The 22,888-nt window shown below is 64.5% G+C and carries 19 protein-coding genes; 3 read left to right on the top strand and 16 right to left on the bottom strand.

Annotated elements, in window-relative coordinates; all coding sequences use genetic code 11:
* Positions 1-34 precede the first annotated feature (34 nt).
* From PCE31107_RS04325 to PCE31107_RS04295, 7 genes are all read right to left on the bottom strand, one after another.
* Entirely contained in the window at positions 35-628 is a 594-nt protein-coding gene (locus tag PCE31107_RS04325; RefSeq protein ID WP_130024950.1) for a TetR/AcrR family transcriptional regulator, read from the bottom strand.
* 209 nt (positions 629-837) lie between these two features.
* A complete protein-coding gene (gene clsB / locus PCE31107_RS04320; protein ID WP_130024949.1) occupies positions 838-1,995 on the bottom strand; it encodes a cardiolipin synthase ClsB in 1,158 nt (385 codons plus the stop codon).
* An 18-nt stretch (positions 1,996-2,013) separates the two neighbouring features.
* The gene (gene nudB, locus PCE31107_RS04315; RefSeq protein ID WP_130024948.1) at positions 2,014-2,478 is read right to left on the bottom strand and encodes a dihydroneopterin triphosphate diphosphatase; all 465 of its coding nucleotides are present in this window, start codon (positions 2,476-2,478) and stop codon (positions 2,014-2,016) included.
* 176 nt (positions 2,479-2,654) lie between these two features.
* Positions 2,655-4,457: an aspartate--tRNA ligase gene (gene aspS / locus PCE31107_RS04310; RefSeq protein ID WP_130024947.1), complete on the bottom strand. Its 1,803-nt coding sequence runs from the start codon at positions 4,455-4,457 to the stop codon at positions 2,655-2,657.
* 47 nt (positions 4,458-4,504) lie between these two features.
* Positions 4,505-5,149, bottom strand: a complete 645-nt coding sequence (locus PCE31107_RS04305; protein WP_017235625.1) for a DUF502 domain-containing protein — start codon at positions 5,147-5,149, stop codon at positions 4,505-4,507.
* 103 nt (positions 5,150-5,252) lie between these two features.
* The gene (locus PCE31107_RS04300; RefSeq protein WP_130024946.1) at positions 5,253-5,594 is read right to left on the bottom strand and encodes an FmdB family zinc ribbon protein; all 342 of its coding nucleotides are present in this window, start codon (positions 5,592-5,594) and stop codon (positions 5,253-5,255) included.
* 220 nt (positions 5,595-5,814) lie between these two features.
* Positions 5,815-7,260 carry a high affinity choline transporter 1 gene (locus tag PCE31107_RS04295; protein WP_150606922.1) on the bottom strand — a complete coding sequence of 482 codons (1,446 nt, stop codon included), beginning with the start codon at positions 7,258-7,260 and terminating at the stop codon, positions 5,815-5,817.
* A 54-nt stretch (positions 7,261-7,314) separates the two neighbouring features.
* Here PCE31107_RS04295 and PCE31107_RS04290 point away from each other — a divergent pair, with 54 nt between their 5' ends.
* Positions 7,315-7,584, top strand: coding sequence for a hypothetical protein (locus tag PCE31107_RS04290; protein ID WP_150606698.1), 270 nt, complete (start codon positions 7,315-7,317; stop codon positions 7,582-7,584).
* A gap of 50 nt (positions 7,585-7,634) precedes the next feature.
* Here PCE31107_RS04290 and PCE31107_RS04285 read toward each other — a convergent pair whose 3' ends face one another.
* The 9 genes from PCE31107_RS04285 to PCE31107_RS04245 form a co-directional block, all read right to left on the bottom strand.
* Positions 7,635-8,333, bottom strand: a complete 699-nt coding sequence (locus tag PCE31107_RS04285) for a methyltransferase domain-containing protein (protein ID WP_150606696.1) — start codon at positions 8,331-8,333, stop codon at positions 7,635-7,637.
* Positions 8,334-8,347: 14 nt separating this feature from the next.
* A complete protein-coding gene (gene ubiB, locus PCE31107_RS04280) occupies positions 8,348-9,913 on the bottom strand; it encodes a ubiquinone biosynthesis regulatory protein kinase UbiB (protein ID WP_130024943.1) in 1,566 nt (521 codons plus the stop codon).
* A 3-nt stretch (positions 9,914-9,916) separates the two neighbouring features.
* On the bottom strand, positions 9,917-10,552 hold the full coding sequence (locus PCE31107_RS04275) for a ubiquinone biosynthesis accessory factor UbiJ (protein WP_039830728.1): 636 nt from the start codon (positions 10,550-10,552) through the stop codon (positions 9,917-9,919).
* A 144-nt stretch (positions 10,553-10,696) separates the two neighbouring features.
* Positions 10,697-11,680, bottom strand: coding sequence for a Tim44 domain-containing protein (locus PCE31107_RS04270; RefSeq protein WP_150606694.1), 984 nt, complete (start codon positions 11,678-11,680; stop codon positions 10,697-10,699).
* A 208-nt stretch (positions 11,681-11,888) separates the two neighbouring features.
* Positions 11,889-12,623, bottom strand: a complete 735-nt coding sequence (ubiE, locus tag PCE31107_RS04265) for a bifunctional demethylmenaquinone methyltransferase/2-methoxy-6-polyprenyl-1,4-benzoquinol methylase UbiE (protein WP_130024941.1) — start codon at positions 12,621-12,623, stop codon at positions 11,889-11,891.
* A 59-nt stretch (positions 12,624-12,682) separates the two neighbouring features.
* The gene (locus PCE31107_RS04260; protein ID WP_150606692.1) at positions 12,683-13,096 is read right to left on the bottom strand and encodes a gamma-butyrobetaine hydroxylase family protein; all 414 of its coding nucleotides are present in this window, start codon (positions 13,094-13,096) and stop codon (positions 12,683-12,685) included.
* A 79-nt stretch (positions 13,097-13,175) separates the two neighbouring features.
* Positions 13,176-13,613: an HIT family protein gene (locus PCE31107_RS04255; protein ID WP_130027711.1), complete on the bottom strand. Its 438-nt coding sequence runs from the start codon at positions 13,611-13,613 to the stop codon at positions 13,176-13,178.
* A gap of 74 nt (positions 13,614-13,687) precedes the next feature.
* Positions 13,688-15,379 carry a Na+/H+ antiporter gene (locus tag PCE31107_RS04250; RefSeq protein WP_150606690.1) on the bottom strand — a complete coding sequence of 564 codons (1,692 nt, stop codon included), beginning with the start codon at positions 15,377-15,379 and terminating at the stop codon, positions 13,688-13,690.
* Positions 15,380-15,431: 52 nt separating this feature from the next.
* Entirely contained in the window at positions 15,432-19,427 is a 3,996-nt protein-coding gene (locus PCE31107_RS04245) for a DUF3683 domain-containing protein (RefSeq protein WP_150606688.1), read from the bottom strand.
* Positions 19,428-20,001: 574 nt separating this feature from the next.
* On the opposite strand from PCE31107_RS04245, the gene PCE31107_RS04240 reads away from it, so the two are divergent.
* Both PCE31107_RS04240 and PCE31107_RS04235 read left to right on the top strand, forming a co-directional pair.
* A complete protein-coding gene (locus PCE31107_RS04240) occupies positions 20,002-20,460 on the top strand; it encodes a (2Fe-2S)-binding protein (protein ID WP_150606686.1) in 459 nt (152 codons plus the stop codon).
* A 15-nt stretch (positions 20,461-20,475) separates the two neighbouring features.
* On the top strand, positions 20,476-22,698 hold the full coding sequence (locus tag PCE31107_RS04235) for a xanthine dehydrogenase family protein molybdopterin-binding subunit (RefSeq protein WP_246181704.1): 2,223 nt from the start codon (positions 20,476-20,478) through the stop codon (positions 22,696-22,698).
* Positions 22,699-22,888 lie beyond the last annotated feature (190 nt).

Genomic DNA, 22,888 nt, shown 5'->3' with positions numbered 1-22,888 from the left:
AACAAATCGAATTGAATCGCGGACGGCTCGCGCCTCACCCGCGCTGATAAGACGAAATCAGTTTTTCCAGCGCCACCCGGGTCATCTCGACTGCCCCCGGCTCCCGGAGGAACCGCGCGTCGTGATGCAAGCCAAGTGTCAGGCTGTACATTTCAAAGAGCATCAGACGCGGATCGGTGTCCTCGCGCAGATGCCCCTCCTCCTTCGCTTGCGTGATCGCGCGCAGCAGGGCCGATCGCCACAACCGCACGCTCTTCACCAAGGCCTCGCGCACCGGACTGGCCGCGCGATCGTCGTACTCGACGGCACCGCTAATATAGATACAGCCCGTCGTCACCTCGCGAATGCGCTTGTCCATCCAGCGATCCACCAGTGCCCTGAGTCGCGGCAAGCCGCGCGGGGCTTCCATCCCGGGGGCGAATACCTCGTCCTCGAAACGCCGGTGATATTCGCGCAGCACTTCAATCTGCAAGTCCTCGCGCGAACCGAAATGCGCGAAGACGCCGCTCTTGCTCATCTGCATACGATCAGCCAGCAAGCCGATCGTCAGCCCCTCAAGTCCATCGCGCCCCGCAAGTTCCAGCGCGGCATTCAGGATGGCGGCTCGTGTCTGTTCACCCTTTCGCATATGTTTGGCATCGCTTTGGTTATCCGTTCTCCGATGCTAACCAAAAAATCGAACGGCCGTCCTATTATTGAGGGACGCCCATGGGCGAACAAGGAATTTATTAGATCGGAATACCTAATCGGTAGCCGTCGGAGGGGGGTTCGGCGACGTTGGCAAAGGGCCGAGGGCAATGAGCAATGGCGGATCATCCGTCGGCATCCGCCCGAGAATCAGTCGTATTTGCCGCGCGTGAGGAGCCGCATCGTCAGGCGATAGAGGCGATACGCCATCCACTGGCGGAAGCGCCGCCAGCGCGAGCGTGCGCCGTAGCGGGCGGGGTCGATGAGACGCGCCTCGTCAAAGGCTCGGCGGATATGGTCGCGCAGTTCGATGACCAGCGGGTCGTCGAGCACCACCACGTTGGCTTCGTGATTCAGGAACAGCGACAGCGCATCCAGATTGGAGGAGCCGACCGTCGCCCATACGTCGTCGACGACAGCCACCTTGCCATGCAGTTGACGCACGTCGTACTCGCCGATGCGCACGCCGGCATCGAGCAACTTCGCGTAAAGCCAGGGCACCGCGGCGTCGAGCAGGCGGAACTCGTTGCGGCCGATCAGCAGATGCACCGCCACGCCGCGTTGGGCCGCCTGCGTCAGTGCACGTCGCAGCCGGCGGCCGGGCACGAAATAGGGATTCGCGAGCCAAACCTCGTGGCGCGCGCGGCCCAGCGCCATCAGATACGCCTTTTCGACCGCGCGACGATTGTGCAGGTTATCGCGTGCCACGAAGGCCGCCTGACCGGCGTAAGGGGCGTGCAAACGCCCACGTTGCCCGCGGCGACGATGACGGAACGGCGTCCCCAGATACCCCGGCGCGAGGCGCAGCCACTGAATGTGAAACGCGATGGAGATCTCAGTGACGAGGGGACCGCGGCATTGCACGGCAAAGTCCCAGCGCGGATCGTCCATGCGGGTGTCGCCACCGGCGTTGTCGTCGTCGATGATGTTGATGCCGCCGACGAATGCCACCGTGTGATCGACGATGGCCAGCTTGCGGTGCGTGCGCGAGAAACCGAACTTTCCGAACAGTCTCGGATTGTAGATGCGATACGCCACACCGCTCTCGCGCCAGTCGGCGAGAAACGGCAGTCGGCGGCTCGTGCCGATGCCGTCGAGGATGACGCGTACCGCAACGCCGCGTTGCGCGGCGCGTTGCAGCGCTGCGGCGACTTGCTGCCCCGCCTCGTCGGCCTCGAAGATATATGTCTCGAGCGCCACGTCGCGGGTGGCGCGGTCGATGGCGGCGATGAGGGCTGCGAAGTAGCGCTGACCGAGATAGAGCAGCGTCAGATCGTTATCGCGGGAAAACGGCAGGTACTTGCTCATCGGCGCGCCGTGCCGCGGCTAGCGCACGCGCAACGGCAACTGCCGGATGGCATCGCCGTTCGACGGTGAGAAACAACGCGCGGCGGCCGCTTCCCACGGCAGCCAGGCGTAGGCGACATGCTCGCGCGGCGAGAGCGTCACGGCGGTGTTCTGCGGCACGCACAAGCCGAACCAGTGTTCCGTATTGCGCGTCACGCCCGGTGCATAGCGATGGGCCCAACGCGGATAGATGTTGTACTGAATTTCGTGCTGCCAATCGGTCAGCGCAGCGGCGGGTACCGGGGTTCCGTTTGCCACGCGAATACCGGTCTCCTCGAAGACTTCGCGCACGGCCGTCTCGAGCAGCGGTTCGTCGAGCCGGTCCTTGCTGCCGGTGACCGACTGCCAGAAGTTCTCGGCGTCCGCACGCTCGATGAGCAAAACGTCGAGCGCCGGCGTATAGATCACGACGAGCACGGATTCGGGAATCTTGAAGGGTTTCATGCAGGTGGCGATTCGAGAACGGCACCGAAGACCGGCACCGATGACGCATTGTATAGGGCAAACGCCGGGGGTTGCGGCATGCGCGATGCCCCCGAAAAACGAAAGCCCCCTCGCCTGACGGCAGAGGGGGCTTTCAGCCTTGCGTGCGGGGCCGACGAGCGACCCCGTGAGCCACGTCAGGCCTTGGGCGCTTCCGGCTGGCGCAGACGGATATGCAGGTCGCGCAGTTGACGCTCGTCGACCGACGACGGTGCCTGCGTGAGCAGATCCTGCGCACGTTGCGTCTTCGGGAACGCGATCACGTCGCGGATCGAATCGGCACCGGCCATCATCGTGATGACGCGGTCCAGACCGAACGCGATGCCCCCGTGCGGCGGCGCGCCGTACTGGAGCGCGTCGAGCAGGAAGCCGAACTTTGCACGGGCTTCTTCCTCGCCGAGATTGAGCGCACGGAACACCTTGCTCTGCACGTCTTCCTGGAAGATACGGACCGAACCGCCGCCGATTTCCCAGCCGTTGAGCACCATGTCGTAGGCCTTGGCCAGACACTTGCCCGGATCGGTCTCGAGGTAGTCGATGTGCTCGTCCTTCGGGCTCGTGAACGGGTGATGGCACGCGACCCAGCGGGCATCTTCCTCGTCGTACTCGAACATCGGGAAGTCGACCACCCACAGCGGACGCCAGCCGGCTTCGAACAGGCCGTGGCTCTTGCCGAATTCCGAGTGACCGATCTTCAGACGCAACGCGCCGATACCGTCGTTCACCACCTTGGCCTTGTCCGCACCGAAGAAAATGATGTCGCCGTCCTGCGCGCCGGTACGCTCGAGAATCGAGGCAACGGCGGCGTCGTGCAGATTCTTCACGATCGGGCTTTGCAGACCGTCGCGCCCCTTGGCCACTTCGTTGACCTTGATCCACGCCAGGCCCTTCGCGCCGTAGATCTTCACGAAATCGGTGTAGGCGTCGATTTCGCTACGCGAGATCTCCGCACCGCCCGGCACGCGCAGCGCAACCACGCGACCGCCCTCGGTCGTGGCCGGCACCGAGAACACCTTGAAGTCCACGTCGCCCATCACGTCGGTCAGCTCGGTGAATTCGAGCTTCACGCGCAGATCCGGCTTGTCGGAGCCGAAGCGACGCATCGCTTCCGCGTACTCCATGACCGGCACCTTGGCGTCGAGGTCGACGTCGATGGCTTCCTTGAACACGTGACGAATCATGTTCTCGAACAGATCGCGGATTTCCTGCTCCGAGAGGAACGAGGTTTCGCAGTCGATCTGCGTGAATTCCGGCTGACGGTCAGCGCGCAGGTCTTCATCGCGGAAGCACTTGGTGATCTGGTAATAGCGGTCGAAGCCGGCCACCATCAAGAGCTGCTTGAAGAGCTGCGGCGACTGCGGCAGCGCGAAGAACATGCCCGCATTCACACGCGAGGGCACCAGATAGTCGCGCGCGCCTTCCGGGGTGCTCTTCGTGAGCATCGGGGTCTCGATGTCGATGAAGCCTTGCGCATCGAGATATTTGCGCACTTCCATCGCCACCTTGTAGCGCAGGCGCAGGTTGTATTGCATCTGCGGACGACGCAGATCCAGCACGCGATGCGTGAGGCGCGTGGTTTCCGACAGGTTTTCGTCGTCGAGCTGGAACGGGGGCGTGACCGACGGGTTGAGCACTTCGAGCGCGTGGCACAGCACTTCGATCTTGCCGCTCGTGAGGTTGGCGTTCTCGGTGCCCGCCGGACGGCTGCGCACCAGGCCCGTGATCTGCACGCAGAATTCATTGCGCAGGCCTTCGGCGGCCTTGAACATCTCCGCGCGGTCCGGATCGCACACGACCTGCACCAGACCTTCGCGATCGCGCAGGTCGATGAAAATGACCCCGCCGTGATCGCGGCGGCGATTGACCCAGCCACACAGCTTGACCGTTTGGCCCAGTTGTTGCTCGGTCACCAGACCGCAGTAGGAGGTACGCATGGACATTTTGCTGTTCCGATTTTCAAAAAATGGCGCCGGCGATTCCCAGTGGCTCAGAGGAGCGGACCGGGACGTTGCTGGCGCGGGTTGTGGGCGGGCGCCACCACGCCCATCGATACGATGTACTTGAGGGCGGCATCGACCGTCATGTCGAGTTCGACCACGTCGCTCGCCCGCATCATCAGGAAGAAACCCGACGTCGGGTTCGGCGTCGTCGGGACATAGACGCTCACGAACTCGCCCTGCAAATGATTGACCACGTCGCCGCCCGGCGCGCCGGTCAGGAAAGCGATGGTCCAGGAATCCGCGTGCGGATATCGCACGAGCAACGCCTTGCGAAACGCGTTGCCGTTGCTGGACAGCAAGGTGTCGGACACCTGCTTGACGCTGCCATACAGCGGTCCAACGATGGGAATGCGCGTCAGGATGGCTTCCCACCAGCCGACCAGCTTCTGGCCGATGAAATTATGCGCCAGAAGGCCAACGACGAACACGAACGCGAGCGTCACCACCACGCCGAAGCCGGGCACGCGCATGCCGATGAGGTGCGACGGCTGCCAGTCGTCCGGCAACAGCAGCAAGGTCTGATCCATCGTGCCGATGATCAGGCCGAGGACCCACAGCGTGATGGCGAGCGGCACCAGCACCAGCAGGCCGGTGAGGAAAATCGTCTTCAACGCGGGTTTCTTAACGCGCATGGCAGGGCTCGCGAAGGTGGGCGGCTATGGGGTGTGTCAGCAGGCGAATCCGCGTCCCGGCGCATCCGGCCGCCGGGCGCGAACGCGCATCGTTCTGTCTATCTCAGTGGCAGGCGCAACCGCCGCCACAGCTCGCCGCCGGCGCGCTCGACGACTCGCCGCCAGACGACGAAGCCGAAGCGGGCGACGTCGCGCTCTCGCCCGACGCCGCTGCCGGCGCCGACGAGGTCGACGCCGCACCCGAGGCACTCGCGCCGCCCGAACCGCCACGGAAATCGGTCACATACCACCCTGAACCCTTGAGCTGGAACCCGGCCGCAGTCACCTGCTTGCGAAACGTGTCCTTGCCGCATTCCGGGCACTGGGAGAGCGGATCATCGCTCATTTTTTGCAGCACATCCTTGGCGAAACCGCATGTTTCGCAACGATAGGCATAGATAGGCATGGTACTTTCCGACGGAAAAAGGCGCGCAAAGCCTTGAATTATAACCGCTTCACAAGGCTTTCGGGATTTGTCCAGCGACATATGGGGCCGCAACGCCCCAAGATCAAGGTCGCCCGTGGCCGCAGTCCGCGTAGTGGAAGGCTTTCCGGCCGGAACGCCCACCGCCCGCCGATGAAAAAGGGCGGCAATTGCCGCCCTTTCGCTGCCCGGTGTGGGTTCGTCAGACCGTCGACACCTGCGGCTCCGCCGACTTCGTGCGTTCTGCGTTGGGCTGGAGAAGCGAGCCGACCACCATGCCGGCGATCGAGGCCGCCAGGCCCGCCAACTGCGCCGGGACTATGGCCTCGGGCGCCAGCCATTCGCAGCCAATCCAGACGCCCAGGCCGAAGAGCACGGCGAGCGTGCCGCCGAGCGAGCTCGAACGCTTCCAGTACAAGCCGAACGCCAGCGGCACGAAACAGCACACCAGCGTGACCTTGTACGCGCTCTCGACCATGTGGAAGATCGACGCCGTGGAATTGAGCGCATACACCAGCACCAGCGCCGTGAAGCACAGCACGACGATGCGCATCAGGCGCAGCAAGTGCTTGTCGTCAATCCGGCCGCGCAGCATCGGGCGGACGATGTTCTCGGCGAAGGTCACCGACGGCGCCAGCAGCGTGGCCGACGCGCAACTCTTGATCGCCGAGAGGAGCGCGCCGAAGAACATCACTTGTGCAACGATCGGCACGCTAGTGAGCACCAACTGCGGCAAGATCTGTTGCGGATCGGTGCCGATGTACTTCTGTACCATCGACGGGGCGATCAGCAGCGCCGAGTAGGCCAGGAAGATCGGGATGAACGTGAAGAAGAAGTACAGCACGCCGCCCGTGACCGAACCGGCGACCGCCACGTTTTCCGACTTCGACGACATCACGCGCTGGAACACGTCCTGTTGAGGAATCGAGCCGAACATCATGGTGATGCCCGCCGCGATGAACGCCAGCACTTCGGCCGGATTCAACTCGGGAAGGAACACGAACTTGCCGGCGTCCGCCGCGTGCGCGATCACCGCGCTCGCGCCGCCCGGCACCATGCCGGAGACTTGCACGGCGATGTACACGAGACCCACGACGATGATGATCATCTGGATGAAGTCGGTCACGGCCACCGAGATCATGCCGCCGAGCAGCGTGTAGGCCAGCACCGAGACCGCGCCGACGATCATGCCCGTGGGCTCGGACATCGCACCGCCGGACACCGCGTGAAACACGAGACCCAGTGCCTTGATCTGCGCGCCGACCCAGCCGAGGTAAGAGATCACGATCGCGATACTCGTCACCACTTCAACCGTACGGTTGTACCTGAGCTTGTAGAAGTCGCCGATCGTCATGAGGTTCATGCGATACAGCTTGCGGGCGAAAAACATGCCGACGAGCACGAGGCACATCGACGAACCGAACGGGTCCGAGACCACGCCGCGCAGCCCTTCGCCGAGGAAGGTGGCGGGAATGCCGAGCACCGCTTCGGAGCCGAACCAGGTGGCGAAGACCACGGCGATGACCATGCCGTAGGGCAGGCGACGGCCGGCGACGGTGAAATCCTTGGTATTGCGGACCTTGAGGGCGGCCAACAGCCCGATGGCCACTGAAATGACCCAATACAGTATGACAAACCAGATCAGCATAACGCGGCCCCCGCCAATCCCCAGGGCGTCGGTCATGGCGTGGCGGCGTCAGTCTTGCGCCCGGTCCGCCCTCAAAAGGCCACTGCGCAAGCGAACGATACCGCGCCTTGGGCCGCAGCCTTCCGGGCAACAGAAAATCAGGTCGTGCATGACGGGGCCGATGCGATGGAGCGCTTTTATCTGCCCGCTGTGCCGCCTGGCGAAAAAATTTCGGCCGATTATAGCGGCGCGCGCGCCACGCGGGGAGGAAAAATCGCGACGGCCGAGTTCGATGACGGCAAATATCGGGAATTGCCTAGCGTCTGGGGTGACGTTGCATGCTGATGGTGCCTGTGCGCAGTCACCGCCGTTACGCCGGAAAGACTGTTTGACGCTCAGCGCCGGCGCCAGATCATCCAGTGTTCGGCCCCGGCGAAGACCGGCACCGAGTCGTCGACCCGCCGGTCCGTCTCGCAGACGAAGTCTTGACCGAGCAGAGCATCCAGGGCGTCCGGCGCGATGCCGAACGGCGGGCCCTTCAGCGTTTCCTTGAGGAAGAAAAATCCGGCCAGACGTCCACCTTGGGGCAGCAGTTGCGCCATCCGGCGTGCGTAGTCCTGCCAGAGGGTGCGGGGCAAGGCGCAGAGAAACGCCCGCTCGTAGACCACCTCGAGCGCGAACGGCGGCGTATAGGTGAAGAAATCGGCCTGTTCCACGAGCGCCGCGTGTGGACCGAGCCGCGCCTTGGCCGACCCGACGGCGGTCGCCGAGAAGTCGATGGCCCGCACCGGCCAGCCTTGCGTGTCGAGCCACGCGGCCTCATACGCCGAGCCGCAGCCCGGGATCAGCGTGGCCCGGGGTGCGCCCTCGCCGGCTACGAAGTCGCGCAGCGCCCTGGGCACCCCGGCCGCATCCCACGGCATGAAGGCGCTCGCGAAGCGCTCGTCCCAGAATTCCGCGCGCGACGGATCGCGATGGGAGAAAGACGGGACGGAAGGTCCGGCAGGCGCGGCGGGCGCACCGCCCGTCTCCGGCCGGTCATCCTCGCGAGGGGCGGCAAATGCGACGTAAGGCGTTCGGACGATGGGCACCATAGGCTCCGCCATTTTCAGAATCCGCCGTAGAGCCAGACAAACGCCGTCAACACGCCGATGGCGACGCCGCCCACCAGACAGAACGCGCCCGTCAGCAGCCGATTGGTGCGGCGTTGCTCCTGAAGTAACGCGAGCAGCACGGTGTCGTCCTGCGGACGCGCATGCGCGGCGAGCGCCTGGTGGATGAGCCGCGGCAGTTGCGGCATCGTCTTGCTCCACTGCGGCACTTCGGCCTTCAGCCGTTCAAGCCAGCCGCGCGGGCCGATCTGTTCGGCCATCCACCGTTCGAGGAACGGCTTGGCCGTCTTCCACAAATCCAGATCCGGGTCGAGCTGACGGCCGAGGCCTTCGATATTGAGCAGCGTCTTTTGCAGCAGCACGAGCTGCGGTTGAATCTCGACGTTGAAGCGGCGCGACGTCTGGAACAGGCGCATGAGCACGAGCCCGAGCGAAATCTCCTTGAGCGGCCGGTCGAAGTACGGCTCGCAGACGGCGCGAATCGCCCCTTCGAGTTCTTCGACCCGCGTGTCGGCCGGCACCCAGCCCGACTCCAGGTGCAGCGATGCCACCCGGTGGTAGTCGCGACGGAAGAACGCGAGGAAGTTCTGGGCGAGGTAGTTCTTGTCGAACTCGGACAACGCACCGACGATGCCGCAGTCGAGCGCGATATACCGGCCGAACGTCGCCGGATCGAGACTGACCAGGATATTGCCTGGATGCATGTCGGCGTGGAAGAAGCCGTCGCGCAGGAACTGGGTGAAGAAGATCTCGACGCCCTCGCGCGCGAGCTTCTTGAGGTCGACGCCCGCCTCGCGCAGCACGTCGATCTGGCTGATCGGCACCCCGTGCATGCGCTCCATCACGAGGACGGAGCTGGAACTGAATTCCCAATAGATCTCGGGCACCATCAGCATGCCCGAGTCGATGAAGTTGCGACGAAGTTGCGCGGCGTTGGCGGCCTCGCGCATCAGGTCGAGTTCGTCGTGCAGATACTTGTCGAACTCGGCGACCACTTCTCGAGGCTTGAGCCGTTTGCCGTCTGGCCACAGCCGCTCGACCCACCCGGCGAGATCGCGCATGAGCGCCAGATCGCTGTCGATCACGTTGAGCATATTCGGGCGCAATACCTTGACCGCGACTTCTTTGCCGGCGTGCTCGCCATCGCGAACCCGGGCGAAGTGCACCTGCGCAATCGAGGCACTCGCGACCGGCATGCGCTCGAATTCCACGAAGACGTCTTCGAGCGGGTGACCCAGCGACTTCTCGATGCTCGCGCGGGCCACTGCCGGATCGAACGGCGGCACCTGATCCTGGAGACGCGCCAGTTCCTGCGCGATATCGGGCGGCATCAGATCGCGGCGCGTCGAGAGCACTTGTCCGAACTTCACGAAAATCGGCCCCAGCGATTCAAGCGCGAGGCGCAAGCGTTCGCCGCGCGGCGCTTTGAGGCCACTGCGCCCGAACGACAACACGCGCAGCAGCCCGCGTGCAATGGGATGAGGAATGCTCGAGAGCACCAGTTCGTCGAGCCCGTAGCGGTAGCTGACGAAAAAGATCTTGATCAGACGCAGGAGGCGCATCGTTCAGCGACCTCCCAGGGGGCGGGATACCGAGGCGGCTGCCGCATCGCGCCCGGCCGTCTGGCGTTCGAGCTTCTCCAGGCGCTTTTCCAGTCGCGCGAGATCGTCGCGCAGCGTGCCGATGCCGCTGCGCATCGCATCGAGACGCCCACGCCCGACCAGCAGCGGGTTCTCTTCCACGAGGTAATCGGCGAGCGAGCGCGCCAGCGTGCCGCCGGTGCGGCGTGCGCCGGCCACCGCCGCCTTGCCGGTTTCGGTCACCCGGTGTGCCGCGGCGTCGCCGATCACCTTGCTCAGGTCTTCGGCCACCTCCCAGCGCAGATGCTGGGCCAGATAGGAGACCGTGTTGGCAAACTCGGCATCGCCCTCGATCTTGACGTGTCGCATGACAGCCGCCTGACCGCCGCCCGCGAAGTCGGCGAGCGCCGCCGGCGGCACCGCGATGCTGACGTCGCAAGACAGGTTGGCATCGGCGGCGACCAGATAGCCGTCGTCGCCCACGCGCAGACGCAGGTCGATGGCCGACATCGCCAGCCGGGCAGACGCCCCGATGTGATGGCGCAGACGGTCGCGCGCCCACGGTTCGCGGGCAAGCAAGTGGTTCACGGTGGCGGCAAAGGCTTTGGCGGCTACGGTCATGAGCTTGGCGGTCGGCCGGCGATGCGCGCCGGTCGTACCGAAAGACGCCGCCCGGCAACGATCGGCGGACGGCAAAAAAAAAGAGCCCGCGCTTTAGACGCGGGCTCTCATTGTAAGGCAGGTTACGGCAAAACCGTCGTGCGCTTAGCTAGCCTGTTGAATCCCGGCGAGCACCCAGCCGCCGCTACCGGCCACCGGCTTGGTCAGGTTCCACACTTCGTTGAACGGCTCGGCCGCGGCACCCTCGGCTTCGCGGATCAGGCCCGAGAAGCGAACGCTTGCCACATACTCGACGGCCGATTCCTCGATGCCAAGCAGTTCGGCATTGAGTTGCACGACGTCCGTGCGGTTGACCGACTTGCCGCGCTCTTCGAGGTCCATCTTGATTTCCGCGAACATCTGCGGCGTGGTGAACTCGTTGATATCGGCCTGATCGCCCTTGTCCCAGGCCGCTTGCAGACGGTTGAAGTACACCTTGGCACTGCGCAGGAATCCGTCGACGTCGAAGCCGGCCGGCACGCCGAACGGGGCGGCTGCGGCAGCGGCCCCCGCGGCGACGGGCACGCCCGACAGCGACGGCTGGGCCGACGAAGACGCCGGTTGTGCCGGTTGTTGCGGCTGGCTGTCCCACGACTGGCGCAGCGTGTTGTTCGACGCGTCGTTACCCGCGCCCGCATACGCCGGCGTCTGGGACTGCGACTTATTGCCGCGGAAACGACGGATCAGCCACATCACGGCGAAGGCGATCAGCGCAATCACGATGACGTTGGCCATCATGCTGGCGAACGCGCCGCCCAGGCCGAAGTGCGAGAGCAGGGCCGCGATACCGAGACCAGCCGCCAGACCGGCGATCGGGCCGAGCCAGCGATTGGCCGGCTTGGCGGCGGCCGCCGCCCCTGCGGCACCGGCCCCTGCAGCCGCCGGTGCGGCTTGCTGCGGTGCCGTGCCCGGCGTGGCTTGCGTCGGTTGTTGCGGCGCCTGCTGGCGCTGCGTCACGGTGCTGGACTGCTTGCCGATGCTCCGGCCGCCGCCAACGCGTTTGGCATCGGCGTCCGCGATCGTCATGCCGACCGCCACTACGCCGGCCACCACGCCCAACAACAGCTTGCTTTTCAGGAACTGGAACATCGTTCTGGTCTCTCCGTGGAGTTTATAGGTTGCTGTCTACTGACAGGCGTCAACCGGAATGGTTCAGCACTTTTTTACGTACTGAAACCAGATGAGGCGACGGCCGATTCTGCCACAGCAGAATTAGCTCGTTCTTAGAGAAGCGCCCCGGCGCGGCTTTTTTCCGCAGTCCGGGGCGCTGGGGCGCGTCAGGTAAGTGAGCGCGGACTCAGAATTTGCGTCCGATATGCAGCGCGACCACCCCTGCGGTAAGGTTGTGATATTCCACACGTTCGAGACCGGCCTGCTCCATCAGGGTCTTGAGCGTTTCCTGGTCCGGGTGCATGCGAATCGACTCGGCCAGATAGCGGTAGCTGTCGGCGTCGCCCGCAATGCGCGAACCGAGCCACGGCAGCACCTTGAACGAATAGGTGTCGTACGCCTTCTCGAGCGGCTGCCAAACCTTCGAGAACTCCAGCACCATGACCTTGCCGCCCGGCTTGATCACGCGGCGCATTTCGGCGAGTGCGGCATCCTTGTGCGTCATGTTGCGCAGGCCAAACGCCACGGTGACCACATCGAAATAGTTCGACGGGAACGGCAGCTTTTCGGCATCGCACAGCAGGGTCGGGGTGACGATGCCCGCGTCGAGCAAGCGATCGCGCCCCACGCGCAGCATTGATTCGTTGATGTCGGTGAGCCAGACTTCGCCGGTCGGGCCGGCCGCGCGCGCAAATGCCTTCGAGAGGTCGCCGGTGCCGCCCGCGATGTCGAGCACCTTGAAGCCGGGGCGCACGGCGGCGCGCCCGATCGTGAACGCCTTCCAGATGCGGTGCAGTCCACCCGACATCAGGTCATTCATGATGTCGTACTTGCTCGCGACCGAATGGAACACCTCGGCGACCTTGCCGGCCTTTTCCTTCTCGTCGACGGTTTCATAACCGAAGTGGGTCTGTTGGCCCATTGCAATCTCCCTGATTCATGTAAGCGGGCGCGACACGCACGTGCGCCCCGCCGGGGGCCTCAATGGTGGTGGCAGCCACCCGCAGCCGGCGACGACATCGGCGTGTCGCGATCGACACCCGCTGCCGCGAGCTTGTCCAGGTATTCCTGCCACAGCGCGTCCTGACGCACGCACAGCTCGTAGAGGTAATCCCACGAATAGATGCCGGTATCGTGTCCGTCCGAAAACACCGGGCGCACGGCGTAATTGCCGACCGGCTCCAGGCCGTTCAGTTCGACGTCGCGCTTGCCGGTTTGCAGCGTCTCCTGCCCCGGGCCGTGGCCGCGCACTTCCGCCGACGGCGAGAGTACGCGCAGGAATTCGAACGGCAGGCGGTAGTGTGTTCCGTCCTCGTAGCCCAGTTCCAGCACCTTCGATGTGCGATGCAGCGTCAAGGAAACGGGAATCGGCGTGTCTTTCTCCAGCCCAGCCATGGTCTTGCTCCAGATTAATCGGTCGGTGCGCCGACATGCGACACATCGGCCGGCAGTATAGCCGCTCAGGCCTCAACGGTCATGCCGGCCACGCCGGAAGACGATTCAATTCCGCCACCAGGGCCTCGCGCAGGGCGGGTGTCCAGGCGGCGCGCTCGGCGAGCACCGCCGCCGGCACCTCGCGTTGCGGCGCGCTCCAGACCGAGCCGGGAAAGTGAACGTCGTCGCGATATCGCGGAATCACGTGCCAGTGCACGTGCGGCACCATGTTGCCCAGACTCGCCACGTTGATCTTGTGCGGCGACATGACCGTGCGCTGGGCGGTCTCGACGGCGAACACGGCGCGCATCACATGCTCGCGCGCCGCCGCGGGCAGATCGCTCATTTCGGCGACGTGGGCATGCCAGATCACCCGAGCGAAGCCCGGGTAGCCGATCTCGTTCGCCAGCACCACGCGCAGCACCGGGTCGCGCCATACGACGTCGCCGCCCTCTCCGGTGCAAAACGGACATTCCATCATGCGTTTTCCCTCGTTTGCCCTGCCCTCTCCGTGTGCGCCGCAGACGATTCAGGCCAGTGCTGTCAGTGCTCTCAATGCTTGTTGCGCTTGTAACGTTTGCCGGTGGCCGGGTCGACCGGGCCGAGCGCAAGTTCTGCGAAGTCAATCTCGCTGATCAGTTCGCGCAGCGTCTCGTCGTTGATGCGGTGCGCCATGCGCAGACGCGACAGTTCCCCGCGCTCGGCCTGCAGGGCGGCGGCGCGCAGCCGGCGTTCGACTTCGACCTCACGCACCGCGCGCACGCGCATCTCGTCGTCGGTAGCGTTCGACGCGTTGAGCGTGCGGCGATACCGCCCCATCACCCGCGCGGCCGCTTCGGCGCACACGGCAGTGTCGAGTTCGTCGCCCGACTTCGCAATGACTTTTTGCAGCGATTCAACGGTGCGGATCGCCGCCTCCGACGCCGCGAGGCGCGCCTCGCCCATCTCACGATTGCGCGGGTCTTCGACCGGCCAGCGCACGCCGCGCAGCAGGAACGGCAAACCGAGGCTGCCGCCGACAAGCGAGAGCAGAATCACGCCAGCGGCCAGGAAAATCAGCAGATCGCGTCCCGGAAACGGCGCGCCGCCCGGCAGGGCCAGCGGCACCGAGAGCGCACCGGCCAGCGTCACCGCGCCGCGCACGCCCGAGAGGGCCGTCACGCCAGTGAAGCGCATGCCGGGCTTCATTGTGATTTCGCCACGTCGCATACCGAGAAAATACATCACGCGCCACGCCACCCACACCCAGCAGAAGCGCAGCACGATGAGCACCGCCGAAATCGCGCCGACGTAGGCCATCAGTTCGCCGAGATTGAGCAGCGTTCCCCAATGCGGCTCGCCGGGCCGCAACGCGGCACGCACAATGTCAGGCAATTGCAGGCCGAGCAGCACGAACACTGCGCCATTGAACACGAATTCGAGCATCGACCACACCCCGTTACCGAGAATGCGGGTGGCGGTGCGGGTATTGAGCAGATCGGTCGAGCTGACCGTCATGCCGGCGGCCACGGCCGCGAGAATGCCCGAGAAGCCGAAATGTTCGGCCAGCAGATAGGCCGCAAACGGCATGAGCAACAGCAGCAGCACGAGCGTCGCCGGCTCTTCGGTGGACGCCGCCATCACGCGTCGATGGAACTGCGTGAACAGCCACGTCACGGCCCAGCCGGCGAGCAGGCCGCCCAGCGCGATGACGAAAAACGAGAACGTGGCGTTACCGATCGAAAAGAGTCCCGTGGTCGCGGCCACGATGGCGAACTTGAACGCGACCAGGCCCGACGCATCGTTCATCATCGCCTCGCCTTCGAGCACGTGCATGAGTCGCGTGGGCATCCGCAGGCGTGCGGTGATGGCGGAGACGGCCACGGCATCGGTCGGCGAGAGCACGCCGCCGAGCGCGAATGCCACGGCGAGCGGAATCGACGGAATCATCCAGTGGATGAAATAGCCCACGCCGAGCACCGTGAAGATCACCAGGCCGAGCGCCATCGCGACGATCGGCACGCGCAGGTGCCAGAACTCGCGTTTGGGCATGCGCCAGCCGTCGGCGAAGAGCAGCGGCGGGATGAACAGCAGGAAGAAAATCTCGGGGTCGAGATCGATGTGCAGCCCCGCGCCCGGAAAAGCGAGCGCGGCGCCCACGGCGATCTGCACGATCGGCACCGGCAGGACTTTGACGTAGCTGACCAGCACGCCGGTCAGCGCCACCACAAACAGCAGGATCAGCGCGGTGAGGACTACGCCCATGCCGCCTCCATGGTCCGTCGGTCAGGCATCGGCCGCGTCCCCGAGCGGGCCATCAGACCAGCACGCGTTCGATGCCGCCGTGGTTCGCATCCTTGACATAGTCCACCAGCCACTCATCGCCCAGCACGTGCTTGGCGATTTCCACGACGATATAGTCCGCCGTGATGTCGGCGTCGTCGTTATAGCGCGACAGCCCTTGCAGGCACGACGGGCAGCTCGTCAGAATCTTGACGTCCTGGACCTTGCCGTCCGCGCGCAGCTTCGCCGCGCCCTTGCGCATCTCCTCTTCCTTGCGGAAGCGGATCTGCGTCGAGATGTCCGGACGCGTAACCGCCAGCGTGCCCGACTCACCGCAGCACCGGTCGTTCTTCTCGATCTTGTAGCCGTCGTGCTCGCTGCCCATCAACTGGTTCACGAGCTTGACCGGGTCCATCGTCTTGATCGGCGTGTGGCACGGGTCGTGATACATGTAGCGCGTACCGTTCACGCCTTCAAGCTTCACGTCCTTCTCGAGCAGGTATTCGTGGATGTCGACGATACGGCAGCCCGGGAAGATCTTCTCGAATTCATAGCCCGCGAGCTGGTCGTAACAAGTGCCGCACGACACGACCACGGTCTTGATATCGAGATAGTTCAGCGTGTTCGCCATGCGGTGGAACAGCACGCGATTGTCCGTCACGATCTTCTCGGCCTTCTCGCCCTGCCCCGAGCCGCGCTGCGGATACCCGCAGCACAGATAGCCCGGCGGCAGCACCGTCTGCACGCCCACATGCCAGAGCATCGCCTGCGTGGCGAGCCCGACCTGCGAGAACAGGCGTTCCGAGCCGCAGCCCGGGAAATAGAACACCGCTTCCGAATCGACCGTGGTGGTCTTCGGATTGCGAATGATCGGCACGACCTTGTTGTCTTCGATGTCGAGCAGTGCGCGCGCCGTCTTCTTCGGCAGGTTGCCCGGCATCTTCTTGTTGACGAAGTGGATCACTTCCTCGCGCAGCGGCGGCTTGCCCACCGTCGCAGGCGGACGCGCCGTCTGCTTCTTCGCGAGCTTCTTGAAGATATCCGCGCCGAAACGCTGTGCCTTGTAGCCCCACTCGATCATCACCTTGCGAGTGATGTTAATCGTCTCCGGGTTCGTAGCGTTCAGGAAGAACATCCCCGCAGCGGCGCCCGGGTTGAACTTCTTCTTGCCCATCTTGCGCAGCAGGTTGCGCATGTTCATCGTCACGTCGCCGAAGTCGATCTTCACCGGACACGGCGTCACGCACTTGTGGCAGACCGTGCAGTGATCGGCCACGTCGTTGAACTCGTCCCAGTGCTTGATCGACACCCCGCGGCGCGTTTGCTCTTCGTACAGAAACGCCTCGATGAGCAGCGACGTTGCGAGAATCTTGTTGCGCGGGCTGTAAAGCAGGTTCGCGCGCGGCACGTGCGTGGCGCACACCGGCTTGCACTTGCCGCAGCGCAGGCAGTCCTTCACGCTGTCCGCGATCGCGCCGATATCCGACTGCTGCATGATCAGCGACTCATACCCCATCAGCCCGAAGCTGGGCGTATAGGCATTGCGCAGGTCGGCGGGCAGATCCGGCATATCGAGCAGCTTGCCCTTGTTGAAGCGTCCTTCCGGGTCCACGCGTTGCTTGTACGCGCGGAATTCGCCGATCTCGGCCTCCGTCAGGAACTCCAGCTTGGTGATGCCGATACCGTGTTCGCCCGAGATCACGCCATCGAGCGAACGGGCGATGGCCATGATGCGTGCCACCGCCTTGTGCGCATCCTGGAGCATCTCGTAGTTATCCGAGTTCACCGGGATGTTCGTGTGCACATTGCCATCGCCGGCGTGCATGTGCAGCGCGACGAACACGCGGCCGTGCAGCACGCGCTTGTGAATCGCTTGTGCTTCGTCGAGGATCGGCGTGAACTCGCCGCCCGTGAAAATCTGACGCAGTTCGGCGCGGATCTCCTGCTTCCACGACACACGCACCGTACGATCCTGCAGCAGATCGATGAGACGCGTCTGCGGCTGCGCGTTCAGGCGATCATTGAGCGCCACATTAAGGTCGCGAATGCCGTGACGGTTGAGCAGCGGAATCGCCTCGGCCAGCGGCAGCTCGAAATGATCGCGCAAAAACACCCAGCGCGCGCGCACGTCGCGCAGCAGCGTGAGTGCCGTTTGCACGCGATCTTCCAGCAGTTCGGCCGACGGAATCTCGTTGGCGTCGTCGGTCTTGCCCAGCGGCAGATTGCCGGCGTCGAAGAAGGCTTCAAGCGCATCGACCAGTTGCAGCTTGTTCTTGAGCGACAGCTCGATGTTGATGCGTTCGATGTGATCCGTGTACTCGCCCATGCGCGGCAGCGGAATCACCACGTCTTCATTGATCTTGAAGGCGTTGGTGTGGCGCGCGATGGCGGCGGTACGCGAACGGTCGAGCCAGAACTTTTTGCGAGCTTCGGCCGACACCGCGACGAAGCCTTCGCCGCTCTTGCCGTTGGCCATGCGAATCACTTCCGACGTCGCCTGTGCGACGGCGTTGTCGTCGTCGCCAACGATATCGCCGATCAGCACCATCTTCGGGAACGCATTGCGCTTCGACTTCGTGGCATAGCCCACGGCGCGCAGATAGCGTTCGTCCAGATGCTCCAGGCCCGCCAGAATCGCGCCGCCGGCCGCCGTCTGCGCGAACATGTAGTCCTTGATCTCGACGATGCTCGGAATCGCTTCCTTTGCCTGGCCGAAGAACTCCAGACACACCGTGCGCGTGTGCGCGGGCATCTTGTGCAGAATCCAGCGCGCGCTCGTGATCAGACCGTCGCAGCCTTCCTTCTGAATGCCCGGCAGACCGGCGAGGAACTTGTCCGTGACATCCTTGCCAAGCCCTTCCTTACGAAAACGCTTGCCTTCGATGTCCAGCTTTTCCGTCTTGAGCAGCACGGCGCCCGGCGCGTAATTGCCGTCGAACCACGTCAATTCGAAGCGGGCGACCGGAATGTCGTGAATCTTGCCGAGATTGTGATCGAGACGGGTGACCTCGAGCCAATTGCCCTGCGGGTCGACCATGCGCCACCACGCGAGGTTATCGAGCGCGGTGCCCCACAGCACGGCCTTCTTGCCGCCGGCGTTCATCGCCACGTTGCCACCGATGCACGATGCGTCGATCGACGTCGGGTCGACCGCGAACACCAGGCCAGCGCGCTCGGCGGCCTCGGCCACACGACGCGTCACCACGCCCGCGCCCGAGAAAATCGTCGGCACCGGCTCGTCGACACCCGGCAGCGCCGAGTACTCGACCTCATCGAGCTGCTCGAGCTTTTCCGTATTGATCACGGCCGAGAACGGCGTGAGCGGAATCGCGCCCCCCGTGTAGCCGGTGCCGCCTCCGCGCGGAATGACCGTCAGTCCCAACTCGAAGCACCCCTTCACCAGCGCCGCCATTTCGGCTTCGCTGTCCGGGGTGAGCACGACGAACGGATACTCCACGCGCCAGTCCGTCGCGTCCGTCACATGCGAGACGCGCGACAGACCGTCGAACTTGATGTTGTCGTGGGCGGTCGTGCGGCCCAGCACCTTCTTCGCGCGACGGCGCAGCTCGGCCATCTTCGCGAACTCCTCGGCGAAGTCCGCCACGGCACGGCGTGCCGCCACCTCCAGTTGCTCCACACGGGCGGCGCGTTCGCGGCCATTCGCATCGGCGTTCGCGGCCACATCCGCGCGGCGACGCTTGTCGATCTCGTTCAGACGATGGTCCAGCGCGTCGATCAGCAGCTTGCGGCGCTTCGGATTATCGAGCAGGTCGTCCTGCAGATAGGGATTGCGGCGAACCACCCAGATATCGCCGAGTACCTCGTAGAGCATGCGGGCCGAGCGGCCGGTGCGGCGCTCCGCGCGGAGTTCGTCGAGGATGTGCCAGGCGTCGGCGCCCAGCAGGCGCATGACGATTTCGCGGTCCGAAAACGACGTGTAGTTGTAGGGAATCTCGCGCAGTCGCGGCGGCTGGGCGGCGAGTGCATGCTTGGCGTCGTGCGGCTCGAAGGCGGGCAAGGGTGCGTTCATCTTGTCGGGCTCGTCAATGCGGCGGTGCATCCGCCGTCGGCGTTCGTCTCGCGAGACGCGCCGAAAGTCAAAATCGGGTAAGCGCAATGGATGCCGGCGGCAGGCGCGACGGGTGCGCGCGGGCCGGCAACAGACGATCTGCGGTCAACGAGATCGACGACTGCCGTGCGAAGACGTCGATGACGAATCGTGTCCGATCATCGCGTGGAAACACAGGGGGGTGAGGCAGTTCGTGCGCATGCCCAGATCTTTCTTCCGGCTTGGGAACAGGTTGGTAGGGGAATGTAGCCAGAATTGTACTTCATTGCACCGCAACACGTCGGCGCCGTGCCGAATTCGCCGCGAGGCGCGAGATTCCCCTCCTTCCCGACGCGCCGGCGCGTTCACTGCCGCGTTGACCGCCCCTACACGAGCGCCGGCCCGTTCGCATTCCCACCGTATCGCCGCCCTTCTTGCTGGTCGCTATATCCGAATGGATACAACGACTTATGACACACGCCTGCGCTGAAACTTTCACCGAATGGGAGTATGTTTTGCCGATCCCCAGTCTCTCCACCCGTCAAGAGGTGTCTCTATGGTCTCGTTTCAACTGAACGGCCGTGCCGTGCAGGTCGATGTCGACCCGGCCACTCCCCTGCTCTGGACCCTGCGCGACGCGCTCAACATGACCGGCACCAAGTTCGGTTGCGGCATGGCGCTGTGCGGCGCGTGCACCGTGCATCTCGACGGCGCGCCCATCCGAAGCTGCGTCACCCCGGTCTCCGCCGTCGCGGGAAAGGCCATCACCACCATTGAAAACGTCGGGGCGGACGCCGTCGGGCGTGCTGTGCAGAACGCCTGGGTCAAGCACGACGTGCCCCAGTGCGGCTACTGCCAGAGCGGCCAGATCATGTCCGCCACGGCCTTGCTGCGCGAGAACAAACAGCCCAACGACGAACAGATCGACGCCGCCATGTCCGGCAACATCTGCCGTTGCGGCACCTACGCCCGCATTCGTGCGGCGATCAAAGACGCTGCGGCGTCACTGGCCTGAAGCGAGGAGATACGCATGCGTGAACTTCGCTTTTCCCCGCGCCCTGGCGTCGCCGTGGGCGACTTCACCGGCCTGACGCGCCGAGTATTTCTCAAGACCTCGGCGCTTGCGGCCGGTGGTCTCATGCTCGAAATGTCGCTGCCCGGCGCCATGCGAACAGCCAGCGCCCAGGGCGCGGCCGCCACGCCGGTCGTGCCCTCGGCCTTCGTACGCATTGCCCCGGACGACACCGTCACCATCCAGGTCAACCGCCTCGATTTCGGACAAGGCGTACAGACGGCGCTGCCCATGCTCGTCGCCGAAGAACTCGATTGCGACTGGGCCAAAGTGCGCAGCGAGCTGGCGCCGGCGGCCGACGTCTACAAAGACCCCGTGTTCGGCATCCAGATGACGGGGGGCTCGGGCTCCGTCGCGCATTCGTGGCTGCAATACCGGCGCATTGGCGCATCTGCGCGGGCCATGCTCATCGCGGCCGCGGCGCAACAGTGGAAAGTACCGGCGGCGCAGTTGCGTACCGAGAACGGCGTCGTGCTCGGCCCGAACGGCCAGCGCGCCACGTACGGCAGTCTTGCCGCCCGCGCGCAGGCGCAGCCGGTGCCGGCCGATGTCGCGCTCAAGGAACCTTCGGCGTTTCGCCTGCTTGGCAAGCCGACGGGACGGCTCGACGCGCGGGCCAAGTCCATGGGCGTGCCGATGTACGGCATGGACTTCAAGCTACCGAACCTGAAAGTTGCCGTCGTTGCTCGCCCGCCCGTGTTCGGTGCCAAAGTGAAGCAGTTCGACGCCAAAGCTGCGCGGGCGGTCAAGGGCGTGCGCGATGTCCTTGAAATTCCGGACGATCGAGGCGGCACTGCCGTGGCCGTCATTGCCGATGGCTACTGGCAGGCCAAGACCGGGCGCGACGCGCTCAAGGCCACGTGGGACACGACGGGCGTCGAGCATGTCGACACGACCGCGCAACTGGCCAAATACGTGGAAATGGCCAAGACCCCGGGCACGGTCGCGATCGACGCGGACATCTCCAAGCTCAAGGGTGCGCCCAAGACCCTCGTCGCCGAATACCATTTCCCCTACCTGGCGCATGCGCCGATGGAGCCGCTCAACTGCACCGTGCAGCTTACCGACAAGGGCGCGCAAGTGTGGACCGGCACACAGTTCCAGACTGTCGACCAGGCCGCCATTGCGCGCACGCTCGACCTCAAGCCCGAGCAGGTCAAACTGCACACGCTCATGGCGGGCGGCGGATTTGGCCGCCGCGCGGTGCCGACGTCCGACTATGGGGTCGAGGCGGCCCAGGTGGCGAAAGCGTGGCGGCGTGCGGGGCATCGTGAGCCGGTGAAAGTGATCTGGAGCCGGGAAGACGACATCCATGGCGGCTACTACCGTCCGATGTACGTCCATCGTGCCGAGATCGGCCTGGATGCCAAGGGCAACGTGCTGGCGTGGGATCACACCATCGTGGGTCAGTCGATTTTGCAGGGCACGCCGTTCGAAAAGATGATGGTCAAGAACGGCATCGACGGCACCAGCGTCGAGGGCGTTGCGGGCACCCCATATGCGGTGCCGTTGCGGCTCACCTTGCACAGTCCACAGGTCAATGTGCCGGTGCTGTGGTGGCGGTCCGTGGGCAACACGCATACGGCGTACGTCATGGAAACATTGATAGACGAATTATCGAAGGAAGCGGGTCAGGACCCGGTGGCGTATCGCTACGGGCTGATGGGAGATAAGCATCCTCGGCACCGGGAGGCGCTGGCGTTGGCGGTTGAACGTTCCGGCTATGGAAAGACGCCATTACCGTCGGGCCAGGCGTGGGGTGTGGCGGTGCATGAGTCGTTTGATTCCGTGGTGGCGTACGTCGTAGTGGCTGAGATGCACAATGATTCACCGCGTTTGGTGAGCGTGACGGCGGGGGTGCATTGCAATTTCGCGGTCAACCCGTTGACGGTGGCGGCGCAGGTCGAGGGAGCGGCCTTGATGGGATTGGGGATGACGATACCGGGCGCGGCGATCACGATGAAGGATGGAGAAGTTGAGCAGAGCAACTTCCATCAATACATGGTGGCGCGTTTGCCCGACATGCCGGCCATCAGTGTGCACATTGTGGGTTCGGGGGATGCACCGACGGGGATGGGAGAGCCGGGGTTGCCGCCGTTGGCGCCGGCGTATGCGAACGCGATATTTGCGTTGACGGGCAAGCGGCTGCGGGCGTTGCCGTTCGACCTGACGAAGGCGTAACGGAAAAGGAGGCAAGGCGTAGCGCAAGCGCACGTCGGGCGGGTTGGGCTTGGGACAGCGTGACGGTTGGCCGGACCGGGGCCCCTTTCTGCAGCGAGTTGGGTTTATGTCTGAGAGGCGGAAAGGGGCCCCGGTCCGGCCTCTCGGGCATAGGAAGAAGGAAGCGCGGGGCATGACCACCGGTGTGTGC

The sequence above is a fragment of the Pandoraea cepalis genome (assembly GCF_902459625.1).
Classification (GTDB): domain Bacteria; phylum Pseudomonadota; class Gammaproteobacteria; order Burkholderiales; family Burkholderiaceae; genus Pandoraea; species Pandoraea cepalis.
Note: the sequence above shows the minus strand (reverse complement) of the source record. Positions and strands in the feature narration are given on the sequence as shown.